30 protein-coding genes are annotated in these 25,808 nt (G+C 64.0%); 18 read left to right on the top strand and 12 right to left on the bottom strand.

What is annotated here, in order from left to right; genetic code table 11:
* The first annotated feature begins 5 nt into the window (after positions 1-5).
* From flhA to motD, 6 genes are read left to right on the top strand one after another with little or no spacing between them, the layout of a single operon-like run.
* On the top strand, positions 6-2,075 hold the full coding sequence (gene flhA / locus AC0KWY_RS10030) for a flagellar biosynthesis protein FlhA (protein WP_474029503.1): 2,070 nt from the start codon (positions 6-8) through the stop codon (positions 2,073-2,075).
* On the top strand, positions 2,072-3,502 hold the full coding sequence (gene flhF / locus AC0KWY_RS10025; RefSeq protein ID WP_474029502.1) for a flagellar biosynthesis protein FlhF: 1,431 nt from the start codon (positions 2,072-2,074) through the stop codon (positions 3,500-3,502). The genes flhA and flhF overlap by 4 nt, the downstream gene beginning before the upstream one ends.
* Positions 3,495-4,382, top strand: a complete 888-nt coding sequence (locus AC0KWY_RS10020) for a MinD/ParA family ATP-binding protein (protein WP_474029501.1) — start codon at positions 3,495-3,497, stop codon at positions 4,380-4,382. The genes flhF and AC0KWY_RS10020 overlap by 8 nt, the downstream gene beginning before the upstream one ends.
* A complete protein-coding gene (locus AC0KWY_RS10015; protein ID WP_474029500.1) occupies positions 4,382-5,137 on the top strand; it encodes an RNA polymerase sigma factor FliA in 756 nt (251 codons plus the stop codon). The genes AC0KWY_RS10020 and AC0KWY_RS10015 overlap by 1 nt, the downstream gene beginning before the upstream one ends.
* Complete coding sequence (locus tag AC0KWY_RS10010; protein ID WP_474029499.1) at positions 5,130-5,870, top strand: flagellar motor protein; 741 nt, start codon at positions 5,130-5,132, stop codon at positions 5,868-5,870. The genes AC0KWY_RS10015 and AC0KWY_RS10010 overlap by 8 nt, the downstream gene beginning before the upstream one ends.
* Positions 5,870-6,664, top strand: coding sequence for a flagellar motor protein MotD (gene motD, locus AC0KWY_RS10005; RefSeq protein WP_474029498.1), 795 nt, complete (start codon positions 5,870-5,872; stop codon positions 6,662-6,664). The genes AC0KWY_RS10010 and motD overlap by 1 nt, the downstream gene beginning before the upstream one ends.
* 36 nt (positions 6,665-6,700) lie before the next feature.
* Here motD and AC0KWY_RS10000 read toward each other — a convergent pair whose 3' ends face one another.
* From AC0KWY_RS10000 to flgA, 3 genes are all read right to left on the bottom strand, one after another.
* The gene (locus AC0KWY_RS10000) at positions 6,701-7,165 is read right to left on the bottom strand and encodes a flagella synthesis protein FlgN (protein ID WP_474029497.1); all 465 of its coding nucleotides are present in this window, start codon (positions 7,163-7,165) and stop codon (positions 6,701-6,703) included.
* Positions 7,165-7,443, bottom strand: a complete 279-nt coding sequence (gene flgM / locus AC0KWY_RS09995) for a flagellar biosynthesis anti-sigma factor FlgM (protein ID WP_474029496.1) — start codon at positions 7,441-7,443, stop codon at positions 7,165-7,167. Before flgM ends, AC0KWY_RS10000 begins: the two co-directional genes overlap by 1 nt.
* 63 nt (positions 7,444-7,506) lie before the next feature.
* Positions 7,507-8,181, bottom strand: a complete 675-nt coding sequence (flgA, locus tag AC0KWY_RS09990; protein WP_474029495.1) for a flagellar basal body P-ring formation chaperone FlgA — start codon at positions 8,179-8,181, stop codon at positions 7,507-7,509.
* 93 nt (positions 8,182-8,274) lie between these two features.
* Here flgA and flgB point away from each other — a divergent pair, with 93 nt between their 5' ends.
* Genes flgB through AC0KWY_RS09930 form a run of 12 tightly spaced genes read left to right on the top strand, consistent with a single transcriptional unit; the run spans position 8,275 to position 18,853 of the window.
* Positions 8,275-8,685 (top strand): flagellar basal body rod protein FlgB, encoded by a 411-nt coding sequence (gene flgB, locus AC0KWY_RS09985; RefSeq protein WP_474029494.1) that lies wholly within the window; start codon positions 8,275-8,277, stop codon positions 8,683-8,685.
* A gap of 14 nt (positions 8,686-8,699) precedes the next feature.
* Positions 8,700-9,116, top strand: coding sequence for a flagellar basal body rod protein FlgC (gene flgC, locus AC0KWY_RS09980; protein ID WP_474029493.1), 417 nt, complete (start codon positions 8,700-8,702; stop codon positions 9,114-9,116).
* A 12-nt stretch (positions 9,117-9,128) separates the two neighbouring features.
* Entirely contained in the window at positions 9,129-9,800 is a 672-nt protein-coding gene (locus AC0KWY_RS09975) for a flagellar hook assembly protein FlgD (RefSeq protein WP_474029492.1), read from the top strand.
* Between the two features lie 13 nt (positions 9,801-9,813).
* On the top strand, positions 9,814-11,070 hold the full coding sequence (flgE, locus tag AC0KWY_RS09970) for a flagellar hook protein FlgE (protein ID WP_474029491.1): 1,257 nt from the start codon (positions 9,814-9,816) through the stop codon (positions 11,068-11,070).
* Between the two features lie 34 nt (positions 11,071-11,104).
* Positions 11,105-11,848, top strand: a complete 744-nt coding sequence (flgF, locus tag AC0KWY_RS09965) for a flagellar basal-body rod protein FlgF (protein WP_474029490.1) — start codon at positions 11,105-11,107, stop codon at positions 11,846-11,848.
* A 12-nt stretch (positions 11,849-11,860) separates the two neighbouring features.
* Entirely contained in the window at positions 11,861-12,643 is a 783-nt protein-coding gene (gene flgG, locus AC0KWY_RS09960; protein WP_474029489.1) for a flagellar basal-body rod protein FlgG, read from the top strand.
* A 9-nt stretch (positions 12,644-12,652) separates the two neighbouring features.
* Positions 12,653-13,309 (top strand): flagellar basal body L-ring protein FlgH, encoded by a 657-nt coding sequence (locus AC0KWY_RS09955; protein ID WP_474029488.1) that lies wholly within the window; start codon positions 12,653-12,655, stop codon positions 13,307-13,309.
* Between the two features lie 24 nt (positions 13,310-13,333).
* On the top strand, positions 13,334-14,425 hold the full coding sequence (locus tag AC0KWY_RS09950) for a flagellar basal body P-ring protein FlgI (protein ID WP_474029487.1): 1,092 nt from the start codon (positions 13,334-13,336) through the stop codon (positions 14,423-14,425).
* Positions 14,426-14,434: 9 nt separating this feature from the next.
* Entirely contained in the window at positions 14,435-15,415 is a 981-nt protein-coding gene (gene flgJ, locus AC0KWY_RS09945) for a flagellar assembly peptidoglycan hydrolase FlgJ (protein ID WP_474029486.1), read from the top strand.
* A gap of 53 nt (positions 15,416-15,468) precedes the next feature.
* On the top strand, positions 15,469-17,481 hold the full coding sequence (gene flgK / locus AC0KWY_RS09940) for a flagellar hook-associated protein FlgK (protein ID WP_474029485.1): 2,013 nt from the start codon (positions 15,469-15,471) through the stop codon (positions 17,479-17,481).
* 11 nt (positions 17,482-17,492) lie between these two features.
* Positions 17,493-18,413 carry a flagellar hook-associated protein FlgL gene (gene flgL / locus AC0KWY_RS09935; protein ID WP_474029484.1) on the top strand — a complete coding sequence of 307 codons (921 nt, stop codon included), beginning with the start codon at positions 17,493-17,495 and terminating at the stop codon, positions 18,411-18,413.
* Entirely contained in the window at positions 18,410-18,853 is a 444-nt protein-coding gene (locus AC0KWY_RS09930) for a hypothetical protein (protein ID WP_474029483.1), read from the top strand. Before flgL ends, AC0KWY_RS09930 begins: the two co-directional genes overlap by 4 nt.
* Here AC0KWY_RS09930 and fliR read toward each other — a convergent pair.
* The 9 genes from fliR to fliJ all read right to left on the bottom strand — a co-directional run bounded on the left by fliR (position 18,847) and on the right by fliJ (position 25,808).
* A complete protein-coding gene (gene fliR / locus AC0KWY_RS09925) occupies positions 18,847-19,632 on the bottom strand; it encodes a flagellar biosynthetic protein FliR (RefSeq protein ID WP_474029482.1) in 786 nt (261 codons plus the stop codon). The two genes, AC0KWY_RS09930 and fliR, sit on opposite strands and share 7 nt — an antisense overlap.
* A 1-nt stretch (position 19,633) precedes the next feature.
* Positions 19,634-19,903, bottom strand: a complete 270-nt coding sequence (gene fliQ / locus AC0KWY_RS09920; protein WP_474029481.1) for a flagellar biosynthesis protein FliQ — start codon at positions 19,901-19,903, stop codon at positions 19,634-19,636.
* Positions 19,900-20,643: a flagellar type III secretion system pore protein FliP gene (gene fliP, locus AC0KWY_RS09915; RefSeq protein ID WP_474029480.1), complete on the bottom strand. Its 744-nt coding sequence runs from the start codon at positions 20,641-20,643 to the stop codon at positions 19,900-19,902. Before fliP ends, fliQ begins: the two co-directional genes overlap by 4 nt.
* Positions 20,633-21,052, bottom strand: a complete 420-nt coding sequence (gene fliO / locus AC0KWY_RS09910) for a flagellar biosynthetic protein FliO (RefSeq protein WP_474029479.1) — start codon at positions 21,050-21,052, stop codon at positions 20,633-20,635. Before fliO ends, fliP begins: the two co-directional genes overlap by 11 nt.
* Before the next feature lie 89 nt (positions 21,053-21,141).
* A complete protein-coding gene (gene fliN / locus AC0KWY_RS09905) occupies positions 21,142-21,582 on the bottom strand; it encodes a flagellar motor switch protein FliN (RefSeq protein WP_474029478.1) in 441 nt (146 codons plus the stop codon).
* The gene (gene fliM / locus AC0KWY_RS09900; protein WP_474029477.1) at positions 21,575-22,588 is read right to left on the bottom strand and encodes a flagellar motor switch protein FliM; all 1,014 of its coding nucleotides are present in this window, start codon (positions 22,586-22,588) and stop codon (positions 21,575-21,577) included. Before fliM ends, fliN begins: the two co-directional genes overlap by 8 nt.
* Positions 22,589-22,594: 6 nt before the next feature.
* Positions 22,595-23,164 carry a flagellar basal body-associated FliL family protein gene (locus tag AC0KWY_RS09895; protein WP_474029476.1) on the bottom strand — a complete coding sequence of 190 codons (570 nt, stop codon included), beginning with the start codon at positions 23,162-23,164 and terminating at the stop codon, positions 22,595-22,597.
* Positions 23,165-23,201: 37 nt separating this feature from the next.
* On the bottom strand, positions 23,202-25,298 hold the full coding sequence (locus AC0KWY_RS09890) for a flagellar hook-length control protein FliK (RefSeq protein ID WP_474029475.1): 2,097 nt from the start codon (positions 25,296-25,298) through the stop codon (positions 23,202-23,204).
* Between the two features lie 51 nt (positions 25,299-25,349).
* Positions 25,350-25,808, bottom strand: coding sequence for a flagellar export protein FliJ (fliJ, locus tag AC0KWY_RS09885; RefSeq protein WP_474029474.1), 459 nt, complete (start codon positions 25,806-25,808; stop codon positions 25,350-25,352).

Here is a 25,808-nt window from a genome sequence, read left to right as displayed (position 1 = left end):
GTTCGATGCGTCTGCAAAACCTCCTCGGGCGGCTGAATGTCATCCAGATGGCGGCACCGATATTGATCCTCATGATCTTGTCGATGATGGTCCTGCCGTTGCCGCCGTTCATCCTGGATCTTTTCTTCACCTTCAATATCGCGATCGCCGTCCTCGTCCTGATGGTCGCGGTCAATACCCAGAAGACGCTCGATTTCTCGGTGTTTCCCACCGTCCTGCTGGTGACCACGCTGATGCGCCTGTCGCTCAACGTGGCATCCACCCGCGTCGTGCTGCTCGAAGGGCACAACGGACCGGACGCCGCCGGCAAGGTGATCGAGGCTTTCGGTCACTTCCTGGTGGGCGGCAACTTCGCGGTCGGCATCATCGTCTTCATGATCCTCGTGGTGATCAACTTCATGGTCATCACCAAGGGCGCCGGGCGCGTCGCCGAAGTTTCCGCGCGGTTCACCCTCGATGCGATGCCGGGCAAGCAGATGGCGATCGACGCCGACCTCAACGCCGGCCTGATCGGCGAGGAAGATGCCCGGCGGCGGCGCAGCGACATCGCCCGCGAGTCCGAGTTCTACGGTTCGATGGACGGTGCGTCGAAATTCGTCCGTGGCGACGCCATCGCCGGCATCGTCATCATGTTGCTCAACGTCATCGGCGGCCTGATCGTCGGTATGGCGCAGCACGACATGCCAATCGCCGAAGCCGGCCGGGTCTATACGTTGCTGGCGATCGGCGACGGCCTGGTGGCGCAGATCCCGGGGTTGATCATCTCGATCGCCGCCGGCCTGGTGGTCACCCGCGTTTCCGACGATCGCGACATGGGCCAGCAGTTCGTCAGTCAGATCTTCAGCAATCCCAAGGTGCTCGGCATCACCGCCAGCATCATCGCTCTGCTCGGCATGATTCCCGGTATGCCCAACCTGGTCTTCCTGCTCATCGCCGGTGGTCTGGCCTGGTTCACCTGGCGGCTCAGCGAGAAGCAGCAGAAGATCGTCACCACCCCGGTCAAGGTTGCGCCGCCACCGATTCCCGAAGCCGTCGAAGCCAGTTGGAGCGATGTCGCACCGCTCGATGTGCTCGGCCTCGAAGTCGGGTATCGCCTGATCCCGCTGGTGGACAAGACCCAGGACGGCGAATTGCTGCGCCGTATCCGCGGTATCCGCAAGAAGTTCGCCCAGGAAGTCGGTTTCCTGGTTTCGCCGGTACATATCCGCGACAACCTGGAGTTGAAGCCGAACGCCTACCGCATCCTGTTGAAGGGCGTCGAAGTCGGCGCCGCCGAAGCCTATGCCGGCCAGTTCCTGGCGATCAATCCCGGTCGCGTCGCCGGCACCCTGAGTGGCACGCCGACCAAGGACCCGGCCTTCGGCTTGCCGGCGGTGTGGATCGACGTCATGCAGCGCGACCAGGCGCAGGCCTATGGTTATACCGTGGTCGACGCCTCGACCGTCGTCGCCACCCACCTCAACCACCTGATCCTGACGCATGCCGCCGAACTGCTCGGTCGCCAGGAGGTGCAGCAACTGCTCGATCATCTGGGCAAGGAAATGCCCAAGCTGGTCGAGGATCTGGTGCCCAAGGTCCTGCCGCTCGGCACCCTGCAGAAAATCCTCCAGGGCCTGCTCGACGAAGGCGTACACATTCGCGACATGCGCACCATCATCGAGACCGTCGCCGAGCAGGCGCTGCGCACGCAGAGCGCCGACGACCTCATCGTTCAGGTGCGCATCGCGCTCGGTCGTGCCATCGTTCAGCAGCTCTTCCCCGGCAACGGCGAAATGCAGGTCATGTCACTCGATCCGACGCTGGAGCGACTGCTCGCCCAGGCCGTCGCCGGCGGCTCGGAAAACACCAGCTTCGAGCCCGGTCTCGCCGACACCCTGGTCCGCGAAACCGCGGCCGCCGCCGGACGTCAGGAAGGGCTGGGCCTGCCGGCCGTCCTCCTGGTGCCGTCCAGCCTGCGCCTGCTGCTCTCCAGATTCCTGCGCCGCACCGTACCGCAACTGAAGGTGCTGTCGCACAACGAAGTTCCTGAGAATCGAATCATCAAGGTGACCTCGATCATCGGAGGTAGAACATGAACGTCAGAAAATTCATTGCCGCCAATGCGCGGGACGCCTTGAGAAAAGTCAAGGAGACCCTCGGCAACGACGCCATCATCCTGTCCAACCGCGGTGTGCCGGGGGGGGTCGAGATCATGGCGGTGGCCGCCCGCGACATGGCGATGATCGTGCCGACCCCGGCCGGCGACGTCGTGCCGCCGCCCGAACGCGCCGTCGCGCCGAGTGTCGATGACGATTACCGGGTCATGCTCAGCTCCGCCCGGGCCCGGGTCAGCGGTACGATGCCGCCGGCGCAGCCGCAACCGGCGTCGCGGCCGCAGAATCCGCCGCCGATGCAAAGGCAGGCCGCCCAGGTCAATGCCGGCATTCCGCGCACTGGCGCCTTGCGCCAGACGGAAGTTCCGTCCCGCCCCGCCGCGCCGCCGCCGCAGCGTCCGCAGCAAGCCGCGCCGGCGCAGACGCAGGCCGCGCCGGCGCGGCGCCCGGAGGCCGAAGTCGTGCCGCAGGCGGTGATGGATGAAATCCGTTCACTGCGCAAGATCGTCGAGCAGCATCTGGCCGGCTTCGCCTGGGGCGAGAGCGCCCGATCCGAACCGGTGAAAACGGAAGTTCTGCGGCAGATGCTCGATGCCGGATTTTCGCCGCAGATGGCGCGCGACCTGCTCACCGACCTGCCGCCGGAAATGGATGCCGGGCAGGCGATGGCCTGGGTCAAGGGGGCGGCTGATCGCTCGCTGACCATCGTCGGCAGCGAAGGCGACATCGTCGACCGCGGCGGCGTCTATGCGCTGGTCGGGCCGACCGGCGTCGGCAAGACGACGACCACGGCAAAGCTTGCCGCCCGTTGCGTGCTGCGCCACGGGCCGAGCAAGGTGGCGCTGGTGACCACCGACGGCTACCGGATCGGCGCCCATGAACAACTGCGCATCTACGGCCGGATTCTCGGCGTCGCCGTCTATCTGGTGAAGGATGCGCTGGAACTGCGCCAGACCCTGATCGAACTGCAGCACAAGCACATGGTGCTGATCGACACCATGGGGATGAGCCAGAAGGACAAGCTGGTCCCCGAGATGAACGACATGCTGGCCGGCTGCGACGTGCAGCGCCTGCTGCTGCTGTCGTCGACCTCACGCGGCGACACTCTGGACGACGTGATCCGTGCCTACGCCGGTTACAACCTGGCCGGTTGCATCCTGACCAAGATCGACGAAGCGGCGAGCCTGGCGGCGCCGCTCGACGTCATCATGCGGCACGGCCTGCCGCTCTATTACGTCTCCAACGGCCAGCGCGTGCCGGAAGACCTCCATCTGCCCAACCGCAGCTACCTGCTGCACCGGGCCTTCAAGGACGTGCCGGAGACCTCGCCGCACAAATACAACGGCGTCGAACCCGGCCTGATCATGGCCAATGCCGGGATGATGGCAGTAGGAGGCCGTCGTGGCTGATTTCCGCGTGGACCAGGCGGCTGGCCTGCGCCGCCTGTTTGGCAGCCACGGGCTGCAGGTGGTGACTTTCGTCGCCGGTTGCGAGGGCGTCGGGCGCAGCGTCACCGTCGCCAATCTCGGCGTCGCCCTGGCCCGTCTGGGCAAGGAAGTGCTGATCATCGACGAACATGCGCCGGGTGACGACATAGCGGCGACCTTCGGCATGCAGGGCGCTTACGACCTGCTCAATGTCGTGCAGCGCGAACTTCCCCTGCAGCAGGTCCTGCTGCGGCCGATGAGCGGTCTCGCCATCCTGCCGGCGGCAAAGGCAGTGCGCAAATTGGGTCGGCTGTCCTTGCACCAGCAGCAGACGCTGGTCGATGCGATGTCCGGCCTCGAACGCTCGGTCGATGTTATCCTGGTCGATGCGACGATTAGCCACCCGGCCGGCTTCTCGCCTTTCGGCCTGGTCTCCCAGGAAACCGTGGTCGTCCTCTCCGGCAACAGCGCGTCGATCACCGAAGCCTACGCACTCATCAAGAAAGTCAGTCACGCTTTCTCGCGGCGGCATTTCCGTATCCTGGTGAACAAGGTGCGCAGCCTCGACGACGCCCGCTCGATCTACCAGAACATCGCCCAGGTGGCGACGCAGCGCGGTGTGGCGACGCTCGACTACGCCGGCGCCATTCCTTACGACGAGGCCCTGCGCACCGCCAGCCAGCTATGCCGGCCGGTGCTTTTCCAGGTGCCGGACTCGCCGGCAGCCAACGCCTTCCGCGATCTGGCGGCGGACATGCAGTACTGGCAACAGGGCGACGCCGGCCAGGGCGGGGTCGAACAATTCCTTCAGCAACTGCTACACTTGAGCCAACGCATAACACCGAACGTCTTACGAGCCTGATGTACACCGCCGCAGGGCAGCCAGACCGGAACGAGTTGGTTCAGCGCTTCGTGCCGCTGGTGAAGCGTGTCGCCTATCACTTGCTGGCGCGCCTGCCGGCCAACGTGCAGTTCGAGGATCTGGTGCAGAACGGCATGATCGGCCTGCTCGATGCGATCGACCGTTTCCAGGAAGGATTCGGCGCCCAGTTCGAGACCTACGCCACTCAGCGCGTGCGCGGCGCGATGCTCGACGGCCTGCGCGCCAACGACTGGCTGCCGCGCAACCTGCGCCGCGAACTGCGGCGCATCGAACAGGCGATCAACCAGCTCGAGCACCAGCACGGTCGCGCCCCTTCCGAGCAGGAGCTGGCCGACGCGTTGGGCATGCCGCTGACCGATTACCAGAAACTGCTGCAGGAAGCGCGCGGCCATCAACTCGTCTATTACGAGGATTTCGGCGACGAGGACGATGCCGATTTTCTCGAGCGCCATTTCGTCGACAGCGACGGCGACCCGGCCGGCATCCTGGAAGACAAGGACATCCGGGAGAACCTGGTGAAGGCGATCGCCCGCCTGCCCGAGCGCGAGAAGCTGATGATGGCCCTGTACTACGAACAGGACCTCAACCTGCGCGAAATCGGCGAGGTCATGGGCGTCACCGAGTCCCGCGTCTGCCAGTTGCACAGTCAGGCGATCGCCCGGCTGCGTGGGCAACTGGTCGGTGAGGTCAAGCAGGTGGTGGGGCGCCGGCGCAAGGAGAAGGCGATTGGATAAGATCAGCCTGGCCGGGTTGGCGATCGGCTTGCTGGCCATCGTCGGCGGACAACTGCTCGAAGGCGGTCATGTCGGTTCGCTGGTCCAGCCGACGGCCCTGCTGATCGTGCTCGGCGGCACCTTGGGCGCCGTGCTGCTGCAGAATCCCTTTCCGGTTTTCAAACGCGGCGTGCTGATGGCGCGTTGGGTCTGGTTTCCGCCGACCTTCGACCAGAAGCGCAGCATCGACCAGATCCTGCAGTGGAGCCAGCTTTCCCGCCGCGAGGGGCTGTTGGCGCTGGAGAATCACCTGCCCGGGGTGAAGGACGAATTTACCCGCAAGGGGCTGCAGCTCCTGGTTGACGGGGCCGACCCCGAGCGCATCCGCGAATTGCTGGAAGTCGATATCGACAGTTACGAGCAGGAGTGGCGCCAGTCGGCCAAGGTCTGGGAGTCGGCGGGCGGCTACTCGCCGACGATCGGCATCCTCGGTGCCGTGATGGGCCTGATCCACGTCATGGAAAACCTCTCCGACCCGACCAAGCTAGGTTCCGGGATCGCCGTCGCCTTCGTCGCCACCATCTACGGCGTCGGCCTCGCCAACCTGATCTACCTGCCGATCGCCGGCAAGCTGAAGTACTACATCGCCCGCCAGGTCTCGGTGCGCGAAATGCTGATCGACGGCCTGGTCGGCATCGCCGTCGGTGACAACCCGCGCATCATCGAAAGCCGGCTGAAGGGCTATCTGCACTGATGGCGCGGCGGCGACAGCGCGAGGAAGAGCACGAGAACCACGAGCGCTGGCTGGTCTCGTACGCCGATTTCATCACCCTGTTGTTCGCCTTCTTCGTCGTCATGTACGCGATTTCATCAGTGAATGAGGGCAAGTACCGGGTGCTGTCCGATTCGCTGGTCAACGCTTTCAAGAACACCACCGGTTCGCCTGGCGGACAGCCGATGGTGGTGATCCAGGGGGCGCCGGTGATGCCGCCGAAGCCGGTGACCAAGCCGGACCGGGTGGCGGCGGCGAAGGTTGAGGCGGCCCGGGTCGCGCAACGCGAGACGATGCGCGATGTGGCGGGCGATATCATGCGTGCCCTGCAGCCGCTCGTCGCCCAGGGTAAGGTTCGCCTGCTCGAGACCAGCCGCGGCGTCACCATCGAAATCAACGACAGCATCCTCTTCTCCCTCGGTCAGGCCAACCTGCAGCCGGCATCGATCAGCGCCTTGCAGGCGGTGGCCACGGTGCTGGCGGATTCCGACTTCCCTATCACGATCGAAGGGCACACCGACAACGTGCCGATCGCGACACCGCAGTTTCCTTCCAACTGGGAGCTGTCGGCGATGCGGGCGACCACCGTGCTGCGCCTGTTCAACGATGCCGGTGTCGGCGCCGAGCGGCTGACGGCGATCGGTTACGGCGACACGCGGCCGGTGGAAACGAATACGACCGTGGAAGGGCGGGCGAGAAACCGCCGGGTCAGCATTCTGATCGATTCGGAGCGCCCGGAGCAGCCGACCGAACTGTCGGCGCAGCCGCTGCAATAAACGAGGATGTGAGGCGGATTCGGGCCGGAAACGGCTTCAGGCCGAGTTGACGATACGACTGCCGCTGCTGCCCGTGCTTTGCCCGTCACTGCCGTAGAGCGGTTTGTCGCGCAGGCGCTGGGAGAGGATCTCGATGGCTTCGCTGGTCTTGCTCAGGTGCATGGCGATCAGTTCGCCGTTCAGGTTGTGCAAGCGCTTGGCTTCCGTGGCCAGGGCGAGGATTTCGTTCCACAAGGCGGCGTTTGCCGATTCCTGCGGGTGGCGGGCCAGCCATTGCTGCATCGCGGCGCGCCCGCTGGCGCCGCCGGGAACCGCAGTCGTCGCACTGCGTCGGCTTTCAATGGCATCAAGCTGGCTGGTCAACGCCAGTTTCGTCTGACCGATTCCGTCCAGCGCTTCCGGGCGGATTTCCTTCAGGGCTGCGGCTTCCTCGTGCAAGCAGGCGATGAACCGGTCAAGCAGTTCCTTTTCCTGCAGCAGAAGCTCGCGAAGTGAGGGCATCAGGCCTTGCGCTGACTGTTGACCAGATCGCGGGCGGTTTCGAGCAGACCGTCGGCGATGGCTTCGGGGTTGATTTCGAAGCGTCCCTGAGCGATGGCTTCCTTGATTTCCTGAATCTTGGCGGCATTGACCGGTGGTTCCTGCGGCGAACCCATGGGAGCGGTCGAAGCGGCGCTGAGGCTGACCGCTTCGCTGTTGCGGTTGGCTGTGCCGGCTTTGGCCGGTGTGCCTCCCGTGCGCACGGAAGTGGCGCTGAAGGTCGAGGTGTCGATTTTCATGTTGAAACCCGGTGTGCTTTTGATCTTGTTCGTGATAACGGTTGCTCTGGCCTGAACTTTAGCCTAATTCGACAAAAGAATGGAGCCATCTTCCTGCACCACGCCGCCGAGGGTTTTTCCGGAAGTCATCCGCACCCGCGCCACCTCGCCAACGGCGGCATTGTTCAGGGCCTTGCCTTCGGCCTTGGCTTCGAAGCCGTTGCCCCGCGCGATGACCCGGACCGCCTGCCCCTGGTGGACCACCAGCGGCGAGCGCAACTGGTTGGCGCGCAGCGGATGCCCGGCGCCGATCGAATTGCGCAGGGTCTTGCCCACCGCTTGTTCCGGCTTGAGCAAGGTGCCGGGGGGGAGGCCGGCCAGGTCGCCGCGGTTGAAGGCCAGGTCGTCGCTCTGGATGTTCTTGCCGGCGAGCAGCGCCTTGCGGGTGACGACATAGTCGGCGATCACCGAAATCTGTACCGGTACCAGGATGTTCCATTCAACCGGCGCCAGGCAGCGCACGCCGACATGGATTCTTCCCAGATTGCGCGGGTTGGCCGGCGGGTTGGTTTCCAGCGCGCTGCAGGCAGGGAGCTGGCTGCTGTCGATCGGCCCGGCGACCACCTGGATTTCGCCGGGCTGGCCTGCCGCCAGTTTGCGGCCAAGATCTTCCGCTGCTTTCAGGATCGCTTGCGGTTCGCTGGCGGCGAGCGGTGGCGACACCAGCAGCAACAGGGTCAGGAGCAGGAAGATGGGCATGCCGTCATTGTGCCCGAGTAGGAAGTTGGAGAGAAGTTCAGATCTGGCACGCTACCTGCTTCTATTCTCCGCAAATCTTGGGAGATAACGCAGATGGCCAATCTTGAAAGTCACCTTGGCGTATATAGCAAGGCGCTGGATTTGCGGGCGCAGCGCCAGCAGGTGCTTGCCTCCAACATTGCCAATGCCGATACGCCGAACTACAAGGCGCGCGATTTCGATTTCAGCCAAGCCATGGCGCAGGCGATGGCCGGCCAAGCGACTGACGGCGCGCTGCCGATGGCGCGGACATCCGCCGGCCATATCGCCGGCGGCAATGGCGCTGGCGGGGTTCGTCTGCAGTACCGCAGCGAGACGCAATCGGCGGTCGATGGCAATACCGTCGATATGGACGTCGAGCGCGCGCAGATTGCCGACAACGCGATTCAGTACCAGATACTGACCCAGCTGATCAGCGACAAGTTCAGTGGCTTGCGTACCGCGATGAGCGGCACCCAGGGCTAATCAGGAGAAGATAGATGAGCCTGTTCAACATTTTCCAGGTTTCCTCGAGCGCGATGACCGCGCAATCGATGCGCCTCAACACGGTTGCCTCCAACCTCGCCAACGCCGACAGCATCGTCACCGCGGACGGCAAGCCCTATCGCTCGAAGCAGGTGGTTTTCGAAGCGACGCCGATGGGGGCCGACGCCACGGTTTCAACCGGCGTTCGCGTCCGTCAGGTGGTCGAAAGCGCGGCCCCGGCACGCATGGTCTACGACCCGAAGAATCCAGCGGCCGACGCCAAGGGCTACGTGTCCTATTCCAATGTGAATGTCGTCGAGGAAATGACCAACATGATTTCGGCTTCCCGTTCCTACCAGGCCAACGTGGAAGTGATGAATACCGCCAAGAGTCTGATGATGCGGACTTTGCAGATCGGCCAGGGACAATAACCGGAGTTTGACATGAGCACCCAGAGCGTAAATTCCTCTTCGACCCATCCGCTGTACAAGGAGCCGACGACGACCACGACGACCTCCGCTGCCGATGACATGCAGACCAGATTCCTGACGCTGCTGACCACCCAGTTGAAGAATCAGGACCCGTTGAATCCGACCGACGCCAACCAGATGACGGCGCAGTTGTCGCAGATCAGCACGGTCAGCGGGATCGAGAAGCTGAACACGACGATGGAAAAGTTGCTGGGCAGTTACAGCGCGGCCCAGAACATGCAGGCGGCAGCAATGATCGGCAAAACGGTATTTATTGCCGGCAACGAAATGGAACTTGGCAGCGAGGGGGCGATCGCCGGCTTCAACCTTGAGAGCGCCGCCGAAAGTGTCACCGTGAAGATCCGTGACAGCGATGGCAACCTGGTGACGACGCAGGACATCGGCGCCATGCCGGCCGGCATCGGCAGCTTCTTCTGGGACGGCACGAAGGCAGACGGGACCAAGGCGGCGGAGGGAACCTACAAGTTCACTTTCGAGGCGACCAAGGGAACGACCAAGGTCAAGGGTGAATCCTTGCAGGCTGGCACAATTAATGCTGTAACGATGTTGTCCTCCGGAGCTTCGCTGGTGCTCAACGGCAACAAGAACGTCAGCTACGCAGACATCCGGCAAATACTGAACTGATTGGAGAAAGATCATGGCATTTCAACAAGGACTTAGCGGGCTGAACTCGTCGGCGCGGGCGCTTGACGTGATCTCCAGCAACGTGGCCAACGCCGCGACGGCAGGTTTCAAGGCGAGCAGCACCGTTTTCGCGGATGCTTTCGCGTCGGCCATGGGCGGTGGTTCGTCGTCCGCCCAGGTGGGCATGGGCAGCGTCAATCAGGCGGTACGGCAGAGCTTCACGCAAGGTGCGGTCACCGCCACCAGCAATCCGCTGGACATGGCGATCGGCGGCAACGGCTTCTTCGTCATCCAGCGCGGCAACGACACGGTCGCCTACACCCGTAACGGCCAGTTCGACCTCGACAAGAACGGTTACGTCGTGACGGCGCTCGGCGAGCGCCTGATGGGGTACCAGAGCGTCGGTTCCGACGGCATGGTGTCCTACATCGGTTCCACCACCCCGCGCCCGCTCTACGTGCCGCCGCAGGGGATCGCCGCCAAGGCGACCGGCAATACCAGTACCCCGGTCACGGTGCGCGCCAACCTCGACTCGCAACTCGAAGTGCCGGCCTCGGCGCCGTTCGATGTCAACGATCCGGACTCCTACAGTTTCGCGACTTCGGTAGCGGTCTACGACAGCCTCGGCAACCAGCATTCCCTGAACATGTATTTCGTGCGCGAAGCACCGACGACGTCGAATACCTGGGGCGTTTACACCACCTTCGACAACAGCGCGCCGACCACGCAGAGCGACATCGTCTTCAACTCGACGACGGGTGCCTGGGCGTCCGGCGGTACCGGGACGATCAACATCCCGTCGGCGACACTGGGTACCGGGGCGGCCGACCTGACCTTCGATTACGACCTGTCGCAGTTCACGCAGCGGCGTGCCGACTCTGCGGTTTACGAAACGACCCAGGACGGTTCGCCGCCGGGAGAAGTGGCCGCCGTTTCGATCTCGGCCGACGGCATCATGCAGGCGAGCTATACCAACGGTCAGACCCGCGAACTCGGTCGCGTCATCCTGGCCACCTTCCGCAACCCGAACGGCCTCTCTTCGCTCGGCGACAACCTGTGGGGCGAGTCGATCGATTCAGGTAGTCCGGCAGTCGCGGCGCCCGGCGAAGGCTTGAACGGCACGATCAGCTCGGGGCGCATCGAAGAGTCGAATGTCGACATGAGCCAGGAACTGGTGCAGATGATCATCCAGCAACGGAATTACCAGGCCAACGCGCAGTCGATCAAGACCCAGGATCAGTTGCTGCAGACGCTGATCAGCATGCGCTGATCGAACGGATTGACGCTGCACTGACGGAATTGCCATGGACCGCCTGATCTATACCGCGATGACCGGCGCCAAGCATGTCTTCATGCAGCAGGCCGGCACCGCGAACAACCTGGCGAATGCCAGCACGATCGGCTTCAAGGCGCAGGAGCACCGCTTCCGCGCCGTCGAGGTCCAGGGCAATGCCATGCCGACCCGCGCCTTCGTCGTCGATGCCTCGGTGGCCGACGTCTTCGACGCCGGTCCGCTGATGTTCACCGGGCGCAGCCTCGATGTCGCGGTGCAGGGCAGCGGCTGGCTGGCGGTCCGCTTGCCGGACGGCGGCGAAGCCTATACCCGGGCCGGCAGCCTGGACGTCAATGTCAATGGCGAACTGCAGACCAAGTCCGGTCATACCGTGATGGGCGACGGCGGTCCGATCGCCATTCCGCCCGACAACAACATCGAGATCGCGCCCGACGGCACGGTTTCGATCATTTCCACCTTCGGCACGCCGAACAACGTCAACCCGGTCGGCCGCCTGAAGCTGGTCAATCCGGGCGACGGCGAACTGGTGCGCGGCGACGACGGCCTGTTCCGTCTGCGCAGCGGCCAGCCGGCGCCGGCCGACGAGAACGTCCGGGTCGCTTCCGGAACGCTGGAAGGCAGCAACGTCAACGTGACCGACGCGATGGTCAACCTGATCAGCCTTTCCCGGCAATTCGAACTGCAGATCAAGATGATGCAGACCGCAGACCAGAACGCACAGCGCGCCGATCAGTTGCTGTCGCTCAGTGCTTGATAGGAAAACCAGATGATTCGCTCCCTGTGGATAGCCCGGACCGGTCTCGATGCCCAGCAGACCCAACTGGACGTGATCGCCAACAACCTGGCCAACGTCAGTACCAACGGCTTCAAGCGTGCCCGGGCGGTATTCGAGGATCTGCTCTACCAGAACATCCGCCAGCCGGGGGCGCAGAGCTCGCAGCAGACGCAGGTTCCCACCGGACTGCAGCTCGGCACCGGGGCTCGCACGGTGTCCACGGCGCGCATCTTCACCCAGGGCAACCTGCAGAAGACCGAGAACACGCTCGATGTCGCGATCAACGGAGCCGGTTTCTTCCAGATCCAGCTACCCGACGGCACCACCGGCTACACCCGTGACGGTTCGTTCCAGAAGGACAGCCAGGGCCAGATCGTCACCTCCGAAGGCTATCCGCTGCAGCCGAACATCACCGTTCCGGCCGACGCCGTCTCGCTGACGATCAGCAACGACGGGATCATCAGCATCACCCAGTCGGGCAGTTCGGCGACCACCGAAATCGGCACGGTGCAGCTTGCCACCTTCATCAATCCGGGCGGTCTGCAGAGCATCGGCCAGAATCTTTTCCTGGAAACCGCCGCCAGCGGCGCGCCGACACCCAACACGCCGGGCAGCAATGGTGCCGGGATCGTCAGCCAGGGCTATGTCGAGACTTCGAACGTCAATGTGGCGGAAGAACTGGTGACGATGATCCAGACCCAGCGGGCCTACGAGCTGAACTCCAAGGTGATTTCCACTTCCGATGCCATGCTGGGACGCCTGACGCAGTTGTGAGGTGCAACCATGAAAGTCCTGTTTTCTATCGCCTGTCTCCTGCTTGCCGCCTGTTCCAGCGTGCCGCCAACCAATGTGCACCAGCCGATGACGGTGCGTCCGGAAGTGCGGCAACTGGCGCCGGCTGCCAACGGCGCCATCTACCAGGCGGCCGCCGCCCGGCCGCTGTTCGAGGACCGGCGGGCGCGCTTCGTCGGCGACACGATCACCGTCCGCATCACCGAGAACACCTCGGCGTCGAAGAAAGCCAGCAACAAGCTTGACCGCAGCAACAGCCAGAAGGCGGGAATCACTGCCTTTGCCGGCATGCCGGTCAGCGGCCTGAGCGGTCTCGACATGGCTGCCAGCAGCTCGACCAACTTCAACGGCAAGGGCGAGGCGGCAAACAATGCCGTGTTCAGCGGCAATCTGACGGTCACCGTGATCGATGTCCTGCCCAACGGCAACCTGCTGGTATCGGGCGAGAAGCAGATCGCGATCGGTGCCGAACAGGAATTCATCCGCATCTCCGGCGTCGTCAATCCTTCTTTCGTCGATTTCTCCAATACTGTCGATTCGGCGAAGATCGCCGACGCGCGGATCGAATACAAATCGTCCGGGCAGGTTGCCGATGGACAGGTCATGGGCTGGCTGGCACGCTTCTTTCTTAGTGTCTTGCCGTTCTAGTCCATCCGCCGGGGAATACCGCTCATGAAACTGCTGTCTGCCGCTACCAGGAACCTGCGCCTGGCGCTGCTCGCCTGTTGTCTGGGGCCCGTATTCGCCCTGCCGGCGCATGCCGAGCGGGTCAAGGATCTGGCGGCGCTGCAGGGGGTGCGCAACAACCAGTTGATCGGCTACGGACTGGTGGTCGGTCTCGACGGGACCGGCGACCAGACGACGCAGACGCCGTTTACGACGCAGGCCATCGGCAACATGCTGTCGCAGATGGGGGTCAATCTGACCGCCGAGCAGACCAGCAAGCTGCAACTGAAGAACGTCGCCGCGGTGATGGTCACCGCCAATCTCGGGGCCTTTGCCAAACCCGGTCAGACGATCGATGTCACGGTGTCGTCGATGGGCAATGCCAAGAGCCTGCGTGGCGGCACCTTGCTGCTGACGCCGCTCAAGGGCGCCGACGGGCAGATTTACGGAATGGCCCAGGGCAGCGTCATGGTCGGCGGCGTCGGTGCCGGTGCCGGCGGCGCCAGCGTCACGGTCAATCACCTCTCGGCGGGCCGCATTCCCGGCGGCGCGACAGTCGAACGCAGCGTGGCGACAGCGCTCGGCCAGGGCGGTTTCGTCTACTACGAGCTGGCGGAAAGCGATTTCGGCACGGCGATGAGCATGGTCGAAGCGATCAACAAGGCGATGGGAGCGGGCACGGCGCAGGCCATCGATGGCCGGCGGATCGCCTTGCGCGCCCCGGAGGCTGCCGATGCCCGGGTGACCTTCCTCGGTCGGGTGGAGAATCTCGAAGTGCGGGCGGCGACGGCGCAAGCGAAGGTCGTCGTCAATCCGCGGACCGGCTCGGTCGTCATGAATCAGCGCGTCGCCTTGCTGCCTTGCGCGGTGGCGCACGGCAACCTGTCGGTGGTCGTCGATGCCGGCGCCGGCGGCGGCAGTCCGGATATTCAGGTCAATCAGGATGCGGGTAGCCTGGTCAGCGTCAAGGCCGGCACCAGCCTGGCCGACGTGGTCAAGGCGCTGAATGCGCTGGGCGCCAATCCGATGGACTTGCTGGCCATTCTCCAGGCGATGAAGGCGGCCGGCGCGTTGCGTGCCGAACTGGAAGTGATCTGAGTCGCCGCCATGTCGATCAAGGTTCAGAACACGCCCACCCGCGCAGCCTTCGACATGGGGGCCACCCAGGACCTGCGCGAGCAGTTGCGCAAGGATCCGCAGGCCGGGCTGAAGGCGGCGGCGCAGCAGTTCGAGACCCTGTTCCTGCAGATGGTCCTCAAGAGCATGCGCGATACCGTGCCCAGCGACGGCCTGTTGCAGAGCGACCAGACGCGGTTCTACAACAGCCTGCTCGATCAGCAGATGGCCCAGAACATGGCCTCTTCCGGCAATGGTGTCGGCTTCGCACGGCTGATCGAACAGCAACTGGGCCGCCAGTACGCGCCGACCGACGGCGCGGCAGCCGGTGACGATCTGTCGGCAATCCTTGCCGGCAAGGACTTGCCGCCCGCGCTGCCGCCGGCGACCAATGTGCAGTACCGCGAAGTGCCGAGCAGCCTGCCGACCTCGGCGGCCTATCCCGCGCCAAGTGCTGCAAGTTCGGCAGAGGCGGGCGTCGGCAGTAAGACGACGGTCGCCACCACTCCGAAGGAATTCGCCAACCAGGTCTGGCCGCATGCGGTCGAGGCTTCCCGCGCCACCGGCATCCCGCCGCAGTTCCTGGTCGCCCAGTCGGCGCTCGAGAGCGGTTGGGGAAAAAGCGAAATCCGCAAGGCGGACGGGACGTCCTCGCACAACCTCTTCGGTATCAAGGCCGGGCCGGGCTGGACCGGCGACACGGTGGCCGTGACCACGACCGAGTACGTTGACGGCAAGCCGCAACAGGTCGTCGAGAACTTCCGCGCCTACGCTTCCTACGCCGAAGCCTTCCGCGATTACGCCAGCCTCTTGCGCAACTCCCCGCGTTACGGTGGCGTCATCGGTACCCAGGATGGCACGGAGTTTGCAAGAAGGTTGCAGGCGGCAGGTTATGCCACCGATCCGAAATACGCGGAGAAGCTGGCCAGCATCATCAACGGCCCAACGCTCCGCCAAGCCCTGATCGGTTGATATCCGCCTTAACTTTCTGGCCGGGGGGCCGTAGACCTCCCAAGAGGTGAAAGATGGCAACAGGACTTTTCAGTATCGGTGTCAGCGGCATCAAGGTGTCGCAAATGGGTCTGCTGGCGACCGAGCACAATATCGTCAACGCGAACACCGCCGGCTATTCGCGCCAGACGACGGTGCAGTCGACGAGCGGCGCGGTGTATACCGGCCAGGGCGCGGTTGGCCAGGGCGTCGAGATCAACACGATCAAGCGGATGTACGACAATTACCTGTCCGGTCATGTCAACACCGCCCAATCCAGCGTCGGCCAGCTTGAAGCCTTGCACACCCAGTTGTCGCAGATCGACAACCTGTTTGCCGATTCCAGCGCCGGCCTGACGCCGGCCCTGCAGAGCTTCTTTACCGGCGTCCAGTCGGTGGCCACCGATCCGTCGTCGGCGCCGGCCCGGCAATCGATGGTCAGCTCCGCCCAGACCCTGGTTTCCCGCTTCGACCTGCTGAACACCCGTCTCTCGGATATGTCCGAGCAGATCAACAGCCGGATCGACAATGCGGTATCGATGATCAACAGCTACGCCAAGGAAGTCGCTTCCTTCAATCAGCGCATCGTTGCCGCGCAGGGCGCCTACGGGCAACCGGCCAACGACCTGCTGGACCAGCGTGACCAGGTGATCAACGAACTGAACAAGCTGATCAAGGTAACGCCGACGTCCAATGGCGACGGTTCGCTCAATCTCTTCTTCGGCAACGGGCAGCAGCTGGTGGTCGGCACCAGTGCGATGACCTTGACCGCGCAGCCGGCGCAGGCGGATGCGTCGCGGACCGTGGTCGGTTTGCAGGGCAAGAACGTTGCGCTGGAGCTTCCCGAATCGACGATCATCGGCGGCGAACTCGGCGGCTTGATGGAGTTCCGCAGCGGCTCGCTCGACAAGGTCAAGGCCGAACTCGGCATGGTCGCCACCTCGCTGGCGCTGACCTTCAATGCCCAGCACGCGCTGGGTCAGGACATGCTGGGCAACATCGCCGCCGACGGCGGCAGCCTGCAAAAGGATTTCTTCACGCTGGGTACGCCGAGCGTGCTGGCCAACGCCAAGAACACCGGCAGCGGCTCGATCGGCGTCAGCTTTCTGCCGCCGGTGGCGAACGCTAGCACGGCCAACGACGGCGGTTTTTACACCAACCTCAAGTTGTCCGATTACCAGGTGAAATTCGGCGCCGCCGGCGCTTATTCGATCACCCGCCTGAGCGACAACGAAGTCGTCGCAAGCGGCAGCGGTAGCGGCACGGTTTCCCTGCCTGACGAAGGTCTGAGCTTCAATATCGGTGCGGTCGGCGCCGAAGGCGATCGTTTCGTCGTCAAGCCTTACAGCAACAGTATCGAGAGTCTCACCGTCAACAGCAAGATCGCCGGCGATCCCAAGCTGATCGCGGCGGCGGCACCGGTGCGGGTGAGCCAGGCGCAGGCCAATACCGGCAACATGCAGATCGGCCAGGGCAGCGTTGGCGTCGGCTATTCGGCGGCTTCCCTGCCGCAGACGCTGACGGCGTCTGCGACGGCGCTGAACGGGGCGACCGGTAGCTGGACCGCGAGGTATGCCGACGGGACGTCGGTGAACGGCAGTGGCAGCATTCCGCTGAACAATGCCGGGCAGGCACTCGACAACATCGAGTTCTCCGGGATGTCGTTCTCGGTCGGCGGTACGCCGGCTGTCGGCGACCAGTTCACCTTTGCGCGCAATACCGGCGGCGTGCAGGACGGCCGCAACGTGTTGCAACTCGCCAACCTGCAGACGGCAAAGACCATGTCCGGCGGCACAGCAAGCTACCAGCAAACCTATTCCAAGCTGGTCGCCGATAACGGAATCCAGACCAGCGAAGCGAAAATCCGCAAGGACGCCCAGAATGCCGTTCTCGATCAGGCGTCGGCGTCCCGTGACTCGTTGTCGGCAGTCAATCTCGACGAAGAAGCGGCCAACCTGATCAAGTATCAGCAGGCCTATCAGGCGGCAGCCAAGATCCTGTCGGTCGGCAGCACCCTGTTCGACACCTTGCTGTCGCTCAAATCCTAAGGGAGAGCAAAATGCGCATTAGTACTTCGATGCTCTTCGGCACCGGAACCAAGGGGCTGCAGGACTTGCAATCAGAGGTGTTCAAGCTGCAGAACCAGATGTTGACCGGGCGCCGCATCCTGACCCCGTCCGACGATCCGATCGGCGCCTGGGAGGCCCAGCAGGTCGGCCAGTCGCAGTCGATCAACAAGCAGTACATGAGCAACCAGGATACGGCGATCTCGCGACTGTCGTACATGGAAGCCAACCTCACCAACCTGGGCGATGGCCTGTCCCGAATCTACGAGCTCGCGGCGACCGGCAAGAGCGGCTCGGAAGTGCAGCGGGCAGCGCTGGTTCCCGAACTCGAGGAACTGCTGCAGAACGTCCTGACCCTGGCCAACGCCAAGGACGGGACCGGCAACTACATCTACAGCGGCACCATGTCGTCGACCAAGCCGTTCACCGCCACCGGCAGCGGCATCGCCTATGCCGGCGACCAGGGACAGCAGCAGCTCCGGGTCTCGTCGTCGAACGTCATGGAGATGGGGCACAACGGTTTCGATGTCTTCATGCAGGTCAAGGATGCCCAGGGCAACCAGAACGGTAGTTCGATTTTCGAGACGGTCCAGAACCTGATCGACATCTTCGATCCGACCAGCGGTGTCCCGTTCGACGAAACGACGCGGGCGCAGTTGCAGGAACAGTTGAGCGTTTCCATCGACCATGTGGCGAACCGGATCGCATCGGTCGGCACGCGGCTCAACACGCTCGATGACCTGAAGGTTGCCGGCAAGGATTTCGACCTGCAGTACGCCACCCGCCTCCAGGATCTGCAGGAAGTCGACTACACCGCGGCCATTTCCCAGTTCTCTCAACTGCAATTCCAGTTGCAGGCGGCGCAGTTGACCTTCAAGCAATCCAGTCAGATGAGTCTGTTCAGCATCCTGTGAAGCGCTCAATCCTCTTGATCATGGCCTGCTGCGTGGCCCTCGGCGGCTGCAGCACGGCGGGCACCGGCACCTTCTCGCTGGCTGCCAACACCAACGTCAAACTCGGCATGGTGCTCGCCGCCGCCGCCGCGGTTTACCTGATTTACGACCCGCTGGCGCCGAACTGGGAAATCGAGGAGGCCAAGCTCGCCGACGACAGCTACCGGCTGTCGATGAAGATGAAACGCTTCCACACCGGCGGCTCGGGCGAGGCCTTGCAGGTGCTCAAGCGACGGGCGCGGCAGTTGCAGGAGGAAAAGGGCTTTGTCGCTTACCAGATTGCCAGTTACAGCGAAGGTATCGAATCCCAGACGCCGATTGCGCAACGCGTCGCCGAAGGAACGATCCGCCTGGTCAAGGGCGAGTCCGCCGATTCCTTCGCGTTGAACGGCGCCTACTGAAGCGCCGGTTGGGCGAATTCCAGCATCGCCCGGATCGCGAAGTCGTAGAGTTCCTGAAAGGGAACGGCGAGGTAGCGCAAGCTCAGGCCGATGATCACGAAGCCGCCGGCCAGCGTCAGCGGGAAACCGAGGGCCAGCAGGTTGAGCTGCGGGGCGGCCTTGCTCAGGACGCCGAGGGCGATGTTGGTGATCATCAGCGCGATCAACACCGGCAGGCAGAGCAGCAGGCCGGCGGAAAAAATCTTGCCACCGAGTTCGGCCAGGTTGCGCCAACTGTTGGGTGAGAGCGCTTCCGGCGCCACCGGGATCAGCTCGAAACTGCGGGCCAGGGTGGAAACGAAGAGCAGGTGGCCGTCCAGCGCCATGAACAGGAGCAGCGAGAGCAGCCCGATGAATTCCGAGAGTACCGGCGTCTGGCCGCCTTCCAGCGGGTCGTAGAAGGTGGCGAAGCCGAGACCCATCTGGAAGCCCATGTAGGTGCCGGCCATGTCCACGGCGGCAAAGACGACGCGGGCGGCAAAGCCCATGGCGATGCCGATCAGCATCTGTTGCGCCAGTATCCACAGGCCGGCCAGCGAGCCGGGCTGCACCACCGGCATCGGCGGCAGCACCGGGGCGATGGCGACGGCGATGGCCAGCCCGAGGATCAGGCGCGTCCGGCGCGGAATGCCGGCGGTGCTCCACAGGGGAACGGTGGCGATCAGGCCGAGCGTGCGGGCCAGTGGGTAGGCGTAGAAAACGATCCAGGCATCGATCTGCGCCGTGCTCAGGCTCAGCATGTCAGCCGATCAATTGCGGGATGCTGCCGAACAGGCGCTGGATGTAATCGACCATGTACTGCAGCATCCAGGGGCCGAACAGGATCAGGACCAGGAAGATCGCCACCAGCTTCGGCACGAACTGCAGCGTCGCCTCGTTGATCTGGGTCGCCGCCTGGAAAATGCTGACGATCAGGCCGACCGCCAAGGCCGCCAGGAGCATCGGTGCCGACAGCATCAAGGCCGCTTCGATGGCCTGACGGCCGATTTCCATCACGGTACCCGGCGTCATGGGTTGAAGCTCTGGACCAGCGATCCGATGACCAGATGCCAGCCATCGACCAGGACGAACAACATCAGCTTGAACGGCAGGGCGACCATGATCGGCGACATCATCATCATCCCCATCGACATCAGGATGCTGGCGACGACCATGTCGATGACCAGGAAGGGGATGAACAGGATGAAGCCGATCTGGAAGGCGGTCTTCAGTTCGCTGATGACGAAGGAGGGAACCAGGATGCGGAACGGCACGTCTTCCGGCTTCTCGATCTTGTCGATGCGGGCGATGCCGGCGAACAGCGCGATGTCGGCCTCCCGCGTCTGTTTGAGCATGAAGGCGCGCAGGGGAACGGCGGCGCGTTCGCCGGCCTGCATGATGTCGATGCGGTTTTCGGCGAGCGGTACGTAGGCCTCTTCGTAGATGCGATCGAGCGTCGGCGCCATGATGAAGAAGGTCAGGAACAGCGACAGCCCGACCAGGATCTGGTTGGGCGGCGCGGTCTGCGTGCCCATCGCGTGGCGCAGCAGCGAGAGGACGATGACGATGCGGGTGAAGCTGGTCATCATCAGCACGGCGGCGGGAATGAAGGTCAGTGCCGTCAGCAGGACCAGCGTCTGGATGGTCAGGCTGTAGGTCGTTCCGCCGCCGCCGGTTGGCGTGCTGTTGATCGCCGGCAGGCCGGTGGCCTGGGCGAACACCGGGCCGGCGAGGGCCAGCGCAAAGAGGGCCAGGGGCAGCTTATTGCGCATGGTCGCGGCGCTCGCGGATGCGTTGCAGCCAGTCGCCAAAAGGCGGCGTGGCTGGCGCTTGGCCATCACCCGAGGCCTTTTCGGCAACGCCTTTGGGCAAGGTGTGCAGGGTCCGGATCTGGCCGGGGACGATGCCGATGACCAGCCACTGCTCCTCGACTTCAACGAGGACGATGCGCTCCTTGGGGCCGAGCGCGATGCCGCTGATCACCCTCATGTTGCCCTGGCCGAAACGCTTGCCACCGGAAACCTTGCGTGCCGCCCAGGTGGCGAGGAAGAGGAGGCAGACGATGAAGATCAGCGCCAGCGTTGCCTGCACGTAAGTGCCGCTGGAAATGCCGGGGGCGGCAGTTTCCGCGGCGAGCGCCGGCAGCGGCAGAAAAGCGGAAATCGGGAGAAGGCGCGGCAAGGCGGCAGGCGGCAGGTAAGGAAAGTGCGCTATCTTAAACCCAAAACCCCGGCTGCTGAGTTTCCGCACGGGGAGCGGCGGCCGAAGGCTCAGCGGTTGATCTTGCGCATGCGTTCCGAGGGCGTGATGATGTCGGTCAGCCGGATCCCGAATTTGTCATTGACCACCACCACTTCGCCCTGGGCGATCAGCGTGCCGTTGACCAGGACATCCATCGGCTCGCCGGCCATCGCGTCGAGTTCGACGACCGAGCCGTGGGCGAGCTGCAGCAGGTTCTTGATGGTGATCTTGGTGCGTCCGAGTTCGACGGTGATCTGGACCGGAATGTCCAGGATCATGTCGAGTTCGTTCATGACGCCGCCGGTCGCCGGCGGCGCGGCGAAGGAGGGAAAGATGTCGGCCGGCTGCGCCGCCGGCTGGACGGCCGCGCCGGTCGCGTCGATGGTGGCCTGCTCGGCCATGGCAGCGGCCCAGTCGTCTTCGCTGATCTGGTCGTTGACCATACCGGGATTCTGCATTTCTTCAGACATTCTTTTCTCCCTTGGCGGGTTCGCCGCCCAGTTCGGGGGGTGAGGCAATGAATTTCTCGACCTTCAGCGCGTACTGCCCGTTCTGCTGGCCGTAACTGCATTCCATCAGCGGCACATTGTCCACCAGCGCTTCGATGCTGGATGGGATGGTGATCGGAATCACATCACCCGGTTTCAGGCGGAGAATCTCGCGCAGCGAAACCTTGCCCGTGCCGAGCAGGGCGACGATTTCCACTTCGGCCCCCTGCAATTGCTTGCGCAGGGTGCTGATCCAGCGTTTGTCGGTCGATAGCTGGTCGCTCTGCATCGTGCTGTAGAGCAGGTCGCGGATCGGTTCGAGCATCGAGTACGGGAAGCAGATGTGCATGTCGGCGGTGGCGCCGCCGAATTCCAGCGTGAACGAGGTCGAGACGACAATTTCCGACGGGGTCGCGATATTGGCGAACTGCGAGTTCATCTCCGAGCGGATGTACTCGAACTGGATGGTGTGTACCGGCTTCCAGGCCTTCGAATATTCGGCGAAGACGACGCCCAGCAAGCCCTGGATGATGCGTTGTTCGGTAGCGGTGAAATCGCGTCCTTCGACCCGGGTATGGAAGCGCCCGTCGCCGCCGAACATGTTGTCGACGACCAGGAAGACCAGGTTGGGGTCGAAGACGAACAGCGCCGTGCCACGCAGCGGCTTGGCGGCGACCAGGTTCAGGTTGGTCGGGACGACCAGGTTGCGGATGAATTCGCTGTACTTCTGCACGCGGATCGGGCCGACCGAGATTTCCGCGTTGCGGTGCATGTAGTTGAAGAGGCCGATCCGCAGGTAACGGGCGAAGCGCTCGTTGACCAGTTCCAGCGTCGGCATCCGGCCGCGGACGATCCGTTCCTGGGTGCCCAGGTTGTAGGCACGAATCCCGGATTCGTCTCCGCCGCCCTCTTCCGGATCGTCGGTTTCCCCAGTGACGCCCTTGAGCAGGGCGTCAACTTCGTCCTGGGAGAGAAAGTCGCCAGCCATGGCTCCTTACTGGATGATGAACGAGGTGAACAGCACCGAAACCACAGGGCCTTCGGCGTGCACGACTTCGCCCTTCTTGTTCTTGGTCGGTGGTTCGATGGCCGAATTGATTTCGTTCATGATTTCGCCGGCCAGTTTTTCCTTGCCTTCCTTGGGCAGAAGTTCAGAGGCCTTCTTGCTCGACAGCAACAAGGTCACGTTGTTGCGGATGCGGGGCATCAGTTGTGCCAGTTGCGCTTGCGCATCCGGGCTTTCGAGTTCCAGCGAGAGGACGACCTGCAGGTACTGGTCGCCGGTTTCCGGGACCAGGTTGACCGTGAACGCATCGAGGTTGACGAAAACCGGCGGCGCGCCATGATCCTTCTTCTTGGCAGACTTCTTCGCCGGCTTGTCGGTTTCTTCGGCCACTTCCTCATCGCCCGCTTCGGCGTCGTCGCCCTTCTTCAGCAGCAGGGCTGCGGCGCCGCCGGCAATGACCAGCAGCAGCACGACCGCCACAATGATGATGAGCAGCTTCTTGCTTTTCTTCGGTGGGGCTTCGGCGCCCTCTTCGGCTGGCTTCGCATCCTTCGCCATGGTTCTCCCTCTCCTTTTACCCTCGGATCACGCTCTTCTATGCGAACAGGTCAACCAGACCTCGTCCGCTCTGGATCAAGCGACCGGAGGATTGCGCCTCCAGCGGCGATTCAGCGGGAAGTATAGCGCCTTCGCCCGGGGAACGGGGCGAGGGCGTCGATTGGGCAAAGGCCTCGCGCGGCGTTTGCTGCGATTGCGAGCCGACATTCGCCTGGCCGAGCTGGATGCCCGAGTTCGACAGTTGTTCACGCAGGCGCGGCAAGGCATCTTCGAGCACCTGACGGACTTCCGATGAAGCGCTGGAGAACTGGACCGACATCTGGTCGCCGCTCATGTCGATCTTGACCCGGATCGGGCCGAGCTGAGCCGGGTTGATGTCGATCTGCGCCGAACTCTTTTCCCCCTGGGCCAGAACCACGACGCGTTCGCCGAGATGTTCGGCCCAGCGCGGATCGCGCAGATGGGTCGGCAACTGGACGCTGGCTTCCGTATTCTGCGCTGCGTCGGTTCCGGCATTCGCGGCCAGCCCCGCCACAGCTGCGCCATTTGCCGCTGCTGCCGGCATGGCGGCAAGTTTTGCCGAGTCCGCCGGGGCGATCGTGCCGTCCGCCGTGCTCAAGTGCGTATCGTCGCCAGCCGCGAAGGTCGTGCTTGGCGGCTTAACTTCCGGCATTGGCAACGCGCTGCTGGTGGTGCGCAGCGCTGCTGTCGATTCGGAAACGGCAAGGTCTTCCTCGTTGCTGCCGCTGCTGGTCGCAGCCAGCGGGGCGGTCGTGCTGGTGCGCGTTTCCGGGGCCGGGTTGCGGATGCTCGGGCGGCGGCCGAGCTGGGTGTCGGTCGCGCCGCTTGCCAGAACGGCTTGCGCCGGCGCGTTGCTCGTCAGTGCGGCGCCCGTGGGCTGCGTCACCAGGGTCGGCGGGCTGATCTCCTGGGGGGCTGGGCGTCCGGGCGTTGCTGCTATTTCCGGTGCGTCGCTGCCGGCGCCGGCGGGGCGTTGCGCGGCACCAGCACTCGGCGGTGTGGCCGGGGTCACGCGGGAAGTTGCAGTCCGGTTGGCCTCGAGAGCCGCCGCGTTCCTGGCTTCCCGTGGGCTGTCGGTGGCGGTGGGGGGGATCGGCAAGGCGGCCGGCATGTTGGCGTCGGTGACGCGGTTTGTGTCGGCCGTCTGCGCTGTGGGGGCGGTCGCGCTGGCGACCCGTGCCGGTACGCTGGACGGGTTCGAAATCGGGTTCGAAGTCGGGTTCGAAGTCGGGTTCGAAGTCGGGTTCGAAGTCGGGGGCGTTGCCGTACTCGGCCGGTCGCCGCTGAAGGCTCGGGAAATCGCCGTGCGTTGGGTTGGCGGCGCTTCTTCCGCGCTGTTTTGCCGGGACGGCAACTTGCCGGGCGCAGTAGCGGCAGCGATGTTGGCTGGCGGATTCCGCCCGCTTTCGGCGGTTACCGCACTGTGGGCAGTGACGGGGGCGCTGAGGTTGGCCGTGGCGGGCGTCGGCGATTTTGCCGTCGGCTCGTCAGCGAGTGCTTGGCGAGGCGCCTCTACGCTGGCAGGGAGTTCGGCGGAGGCGGTGGCGCGTGTCGTCGGGAGGGTGAAGCGCCGCTCGGCAAAGCGCCCGTCGCCGGCCGGCAGCGCCTGGGGCGTCGCTTCGCGGCTCGGGGCCTGGCTGCTGGCGGTCTGCTCGACGCGGGGCGCCGGGGCGTTTGCCGTGTCGGTTGGCGGGGTGCTCCGGGGCGTGATGATTTCGAGTGCGGCGGCCGCTGCCGCCAGGGCTTCTTGCGCTACGTCCTGCGCCGGGTCGGCGCTTGCCGGCGCAGTTCGGTTGCTCGGCGTCGGTTCGCTGCCATCGCCGGAAACGAAGGCGCGACGTTCGCCGGCACTGGGCGCGGGGATCAAGGCCGCGAGCAGGGCGGCATCCGGAACGGCAGTCTCGGGCAGGAGTTGCGCTACTTCGCCATCGATCGTCGGCAGGGCGTTCGTGCTTTCTCCGGCTTCCGCCGTGCGTGTGGCGGAGGATAAGTGCCCTTGCAACAGTCCGGCAAAGCCGCCTGTCAGTGATTCCCCGCCGGCGCCCTGGGCACTGCCAGTGCTTTTGCCGTGGCGGCCGTGGATGGTCGAGTGCAGTAAGGCTTCGATGCCCATGATGATTCCTGGTTTATGCTTGCACCAGGATTCAGCAATTAACGTGCCGGGCTAGTCCGGTGTTCCGTCTTTCGTCTGCGTGGCGAATTTCCGGGTGGTGAATTCGTCCAGCAGTTTTTGTTCCTTCTTGTCTTCCTTGCGCCGCTCACGTTCGTCGTGGCGATCCGAGAGGGTGCCGATGGCCTTCAGGCGGGTGTTTTTCTCCCGCCAGTCCTGCTGGCCGCGGGCCGTGTTGTTTTCCGACTGGCCGACGATCTGCCGTTGTTGCTGGATTGCCTCGTCGATGCGGGCCAGGAAATCCTGGTAATTGGCCAGCACTTGTCGGGTGATTCCTTGAGAGATGGCCTGGCGCAGCCGCTCCGCGTATTCGGCGCGGTAGTTCTCGAGCATCTGCAGGCGACTGCGGGCGTTCTGTTCGGCGGCGATGAGCTGGCCGAGGCGGCGGGTGGCTTCGTCGGTCTTTTCCTGCATCAGTTCGAGCAGGGGCTGCAGGGAGAAGGTGGAACTCAT

Source organism: Azonexus sp. MM2026_4, from assembly GCF_055901855.1.
This window is presented reverse-complemented; position numbering and strand designations above follow the sequence as displayed.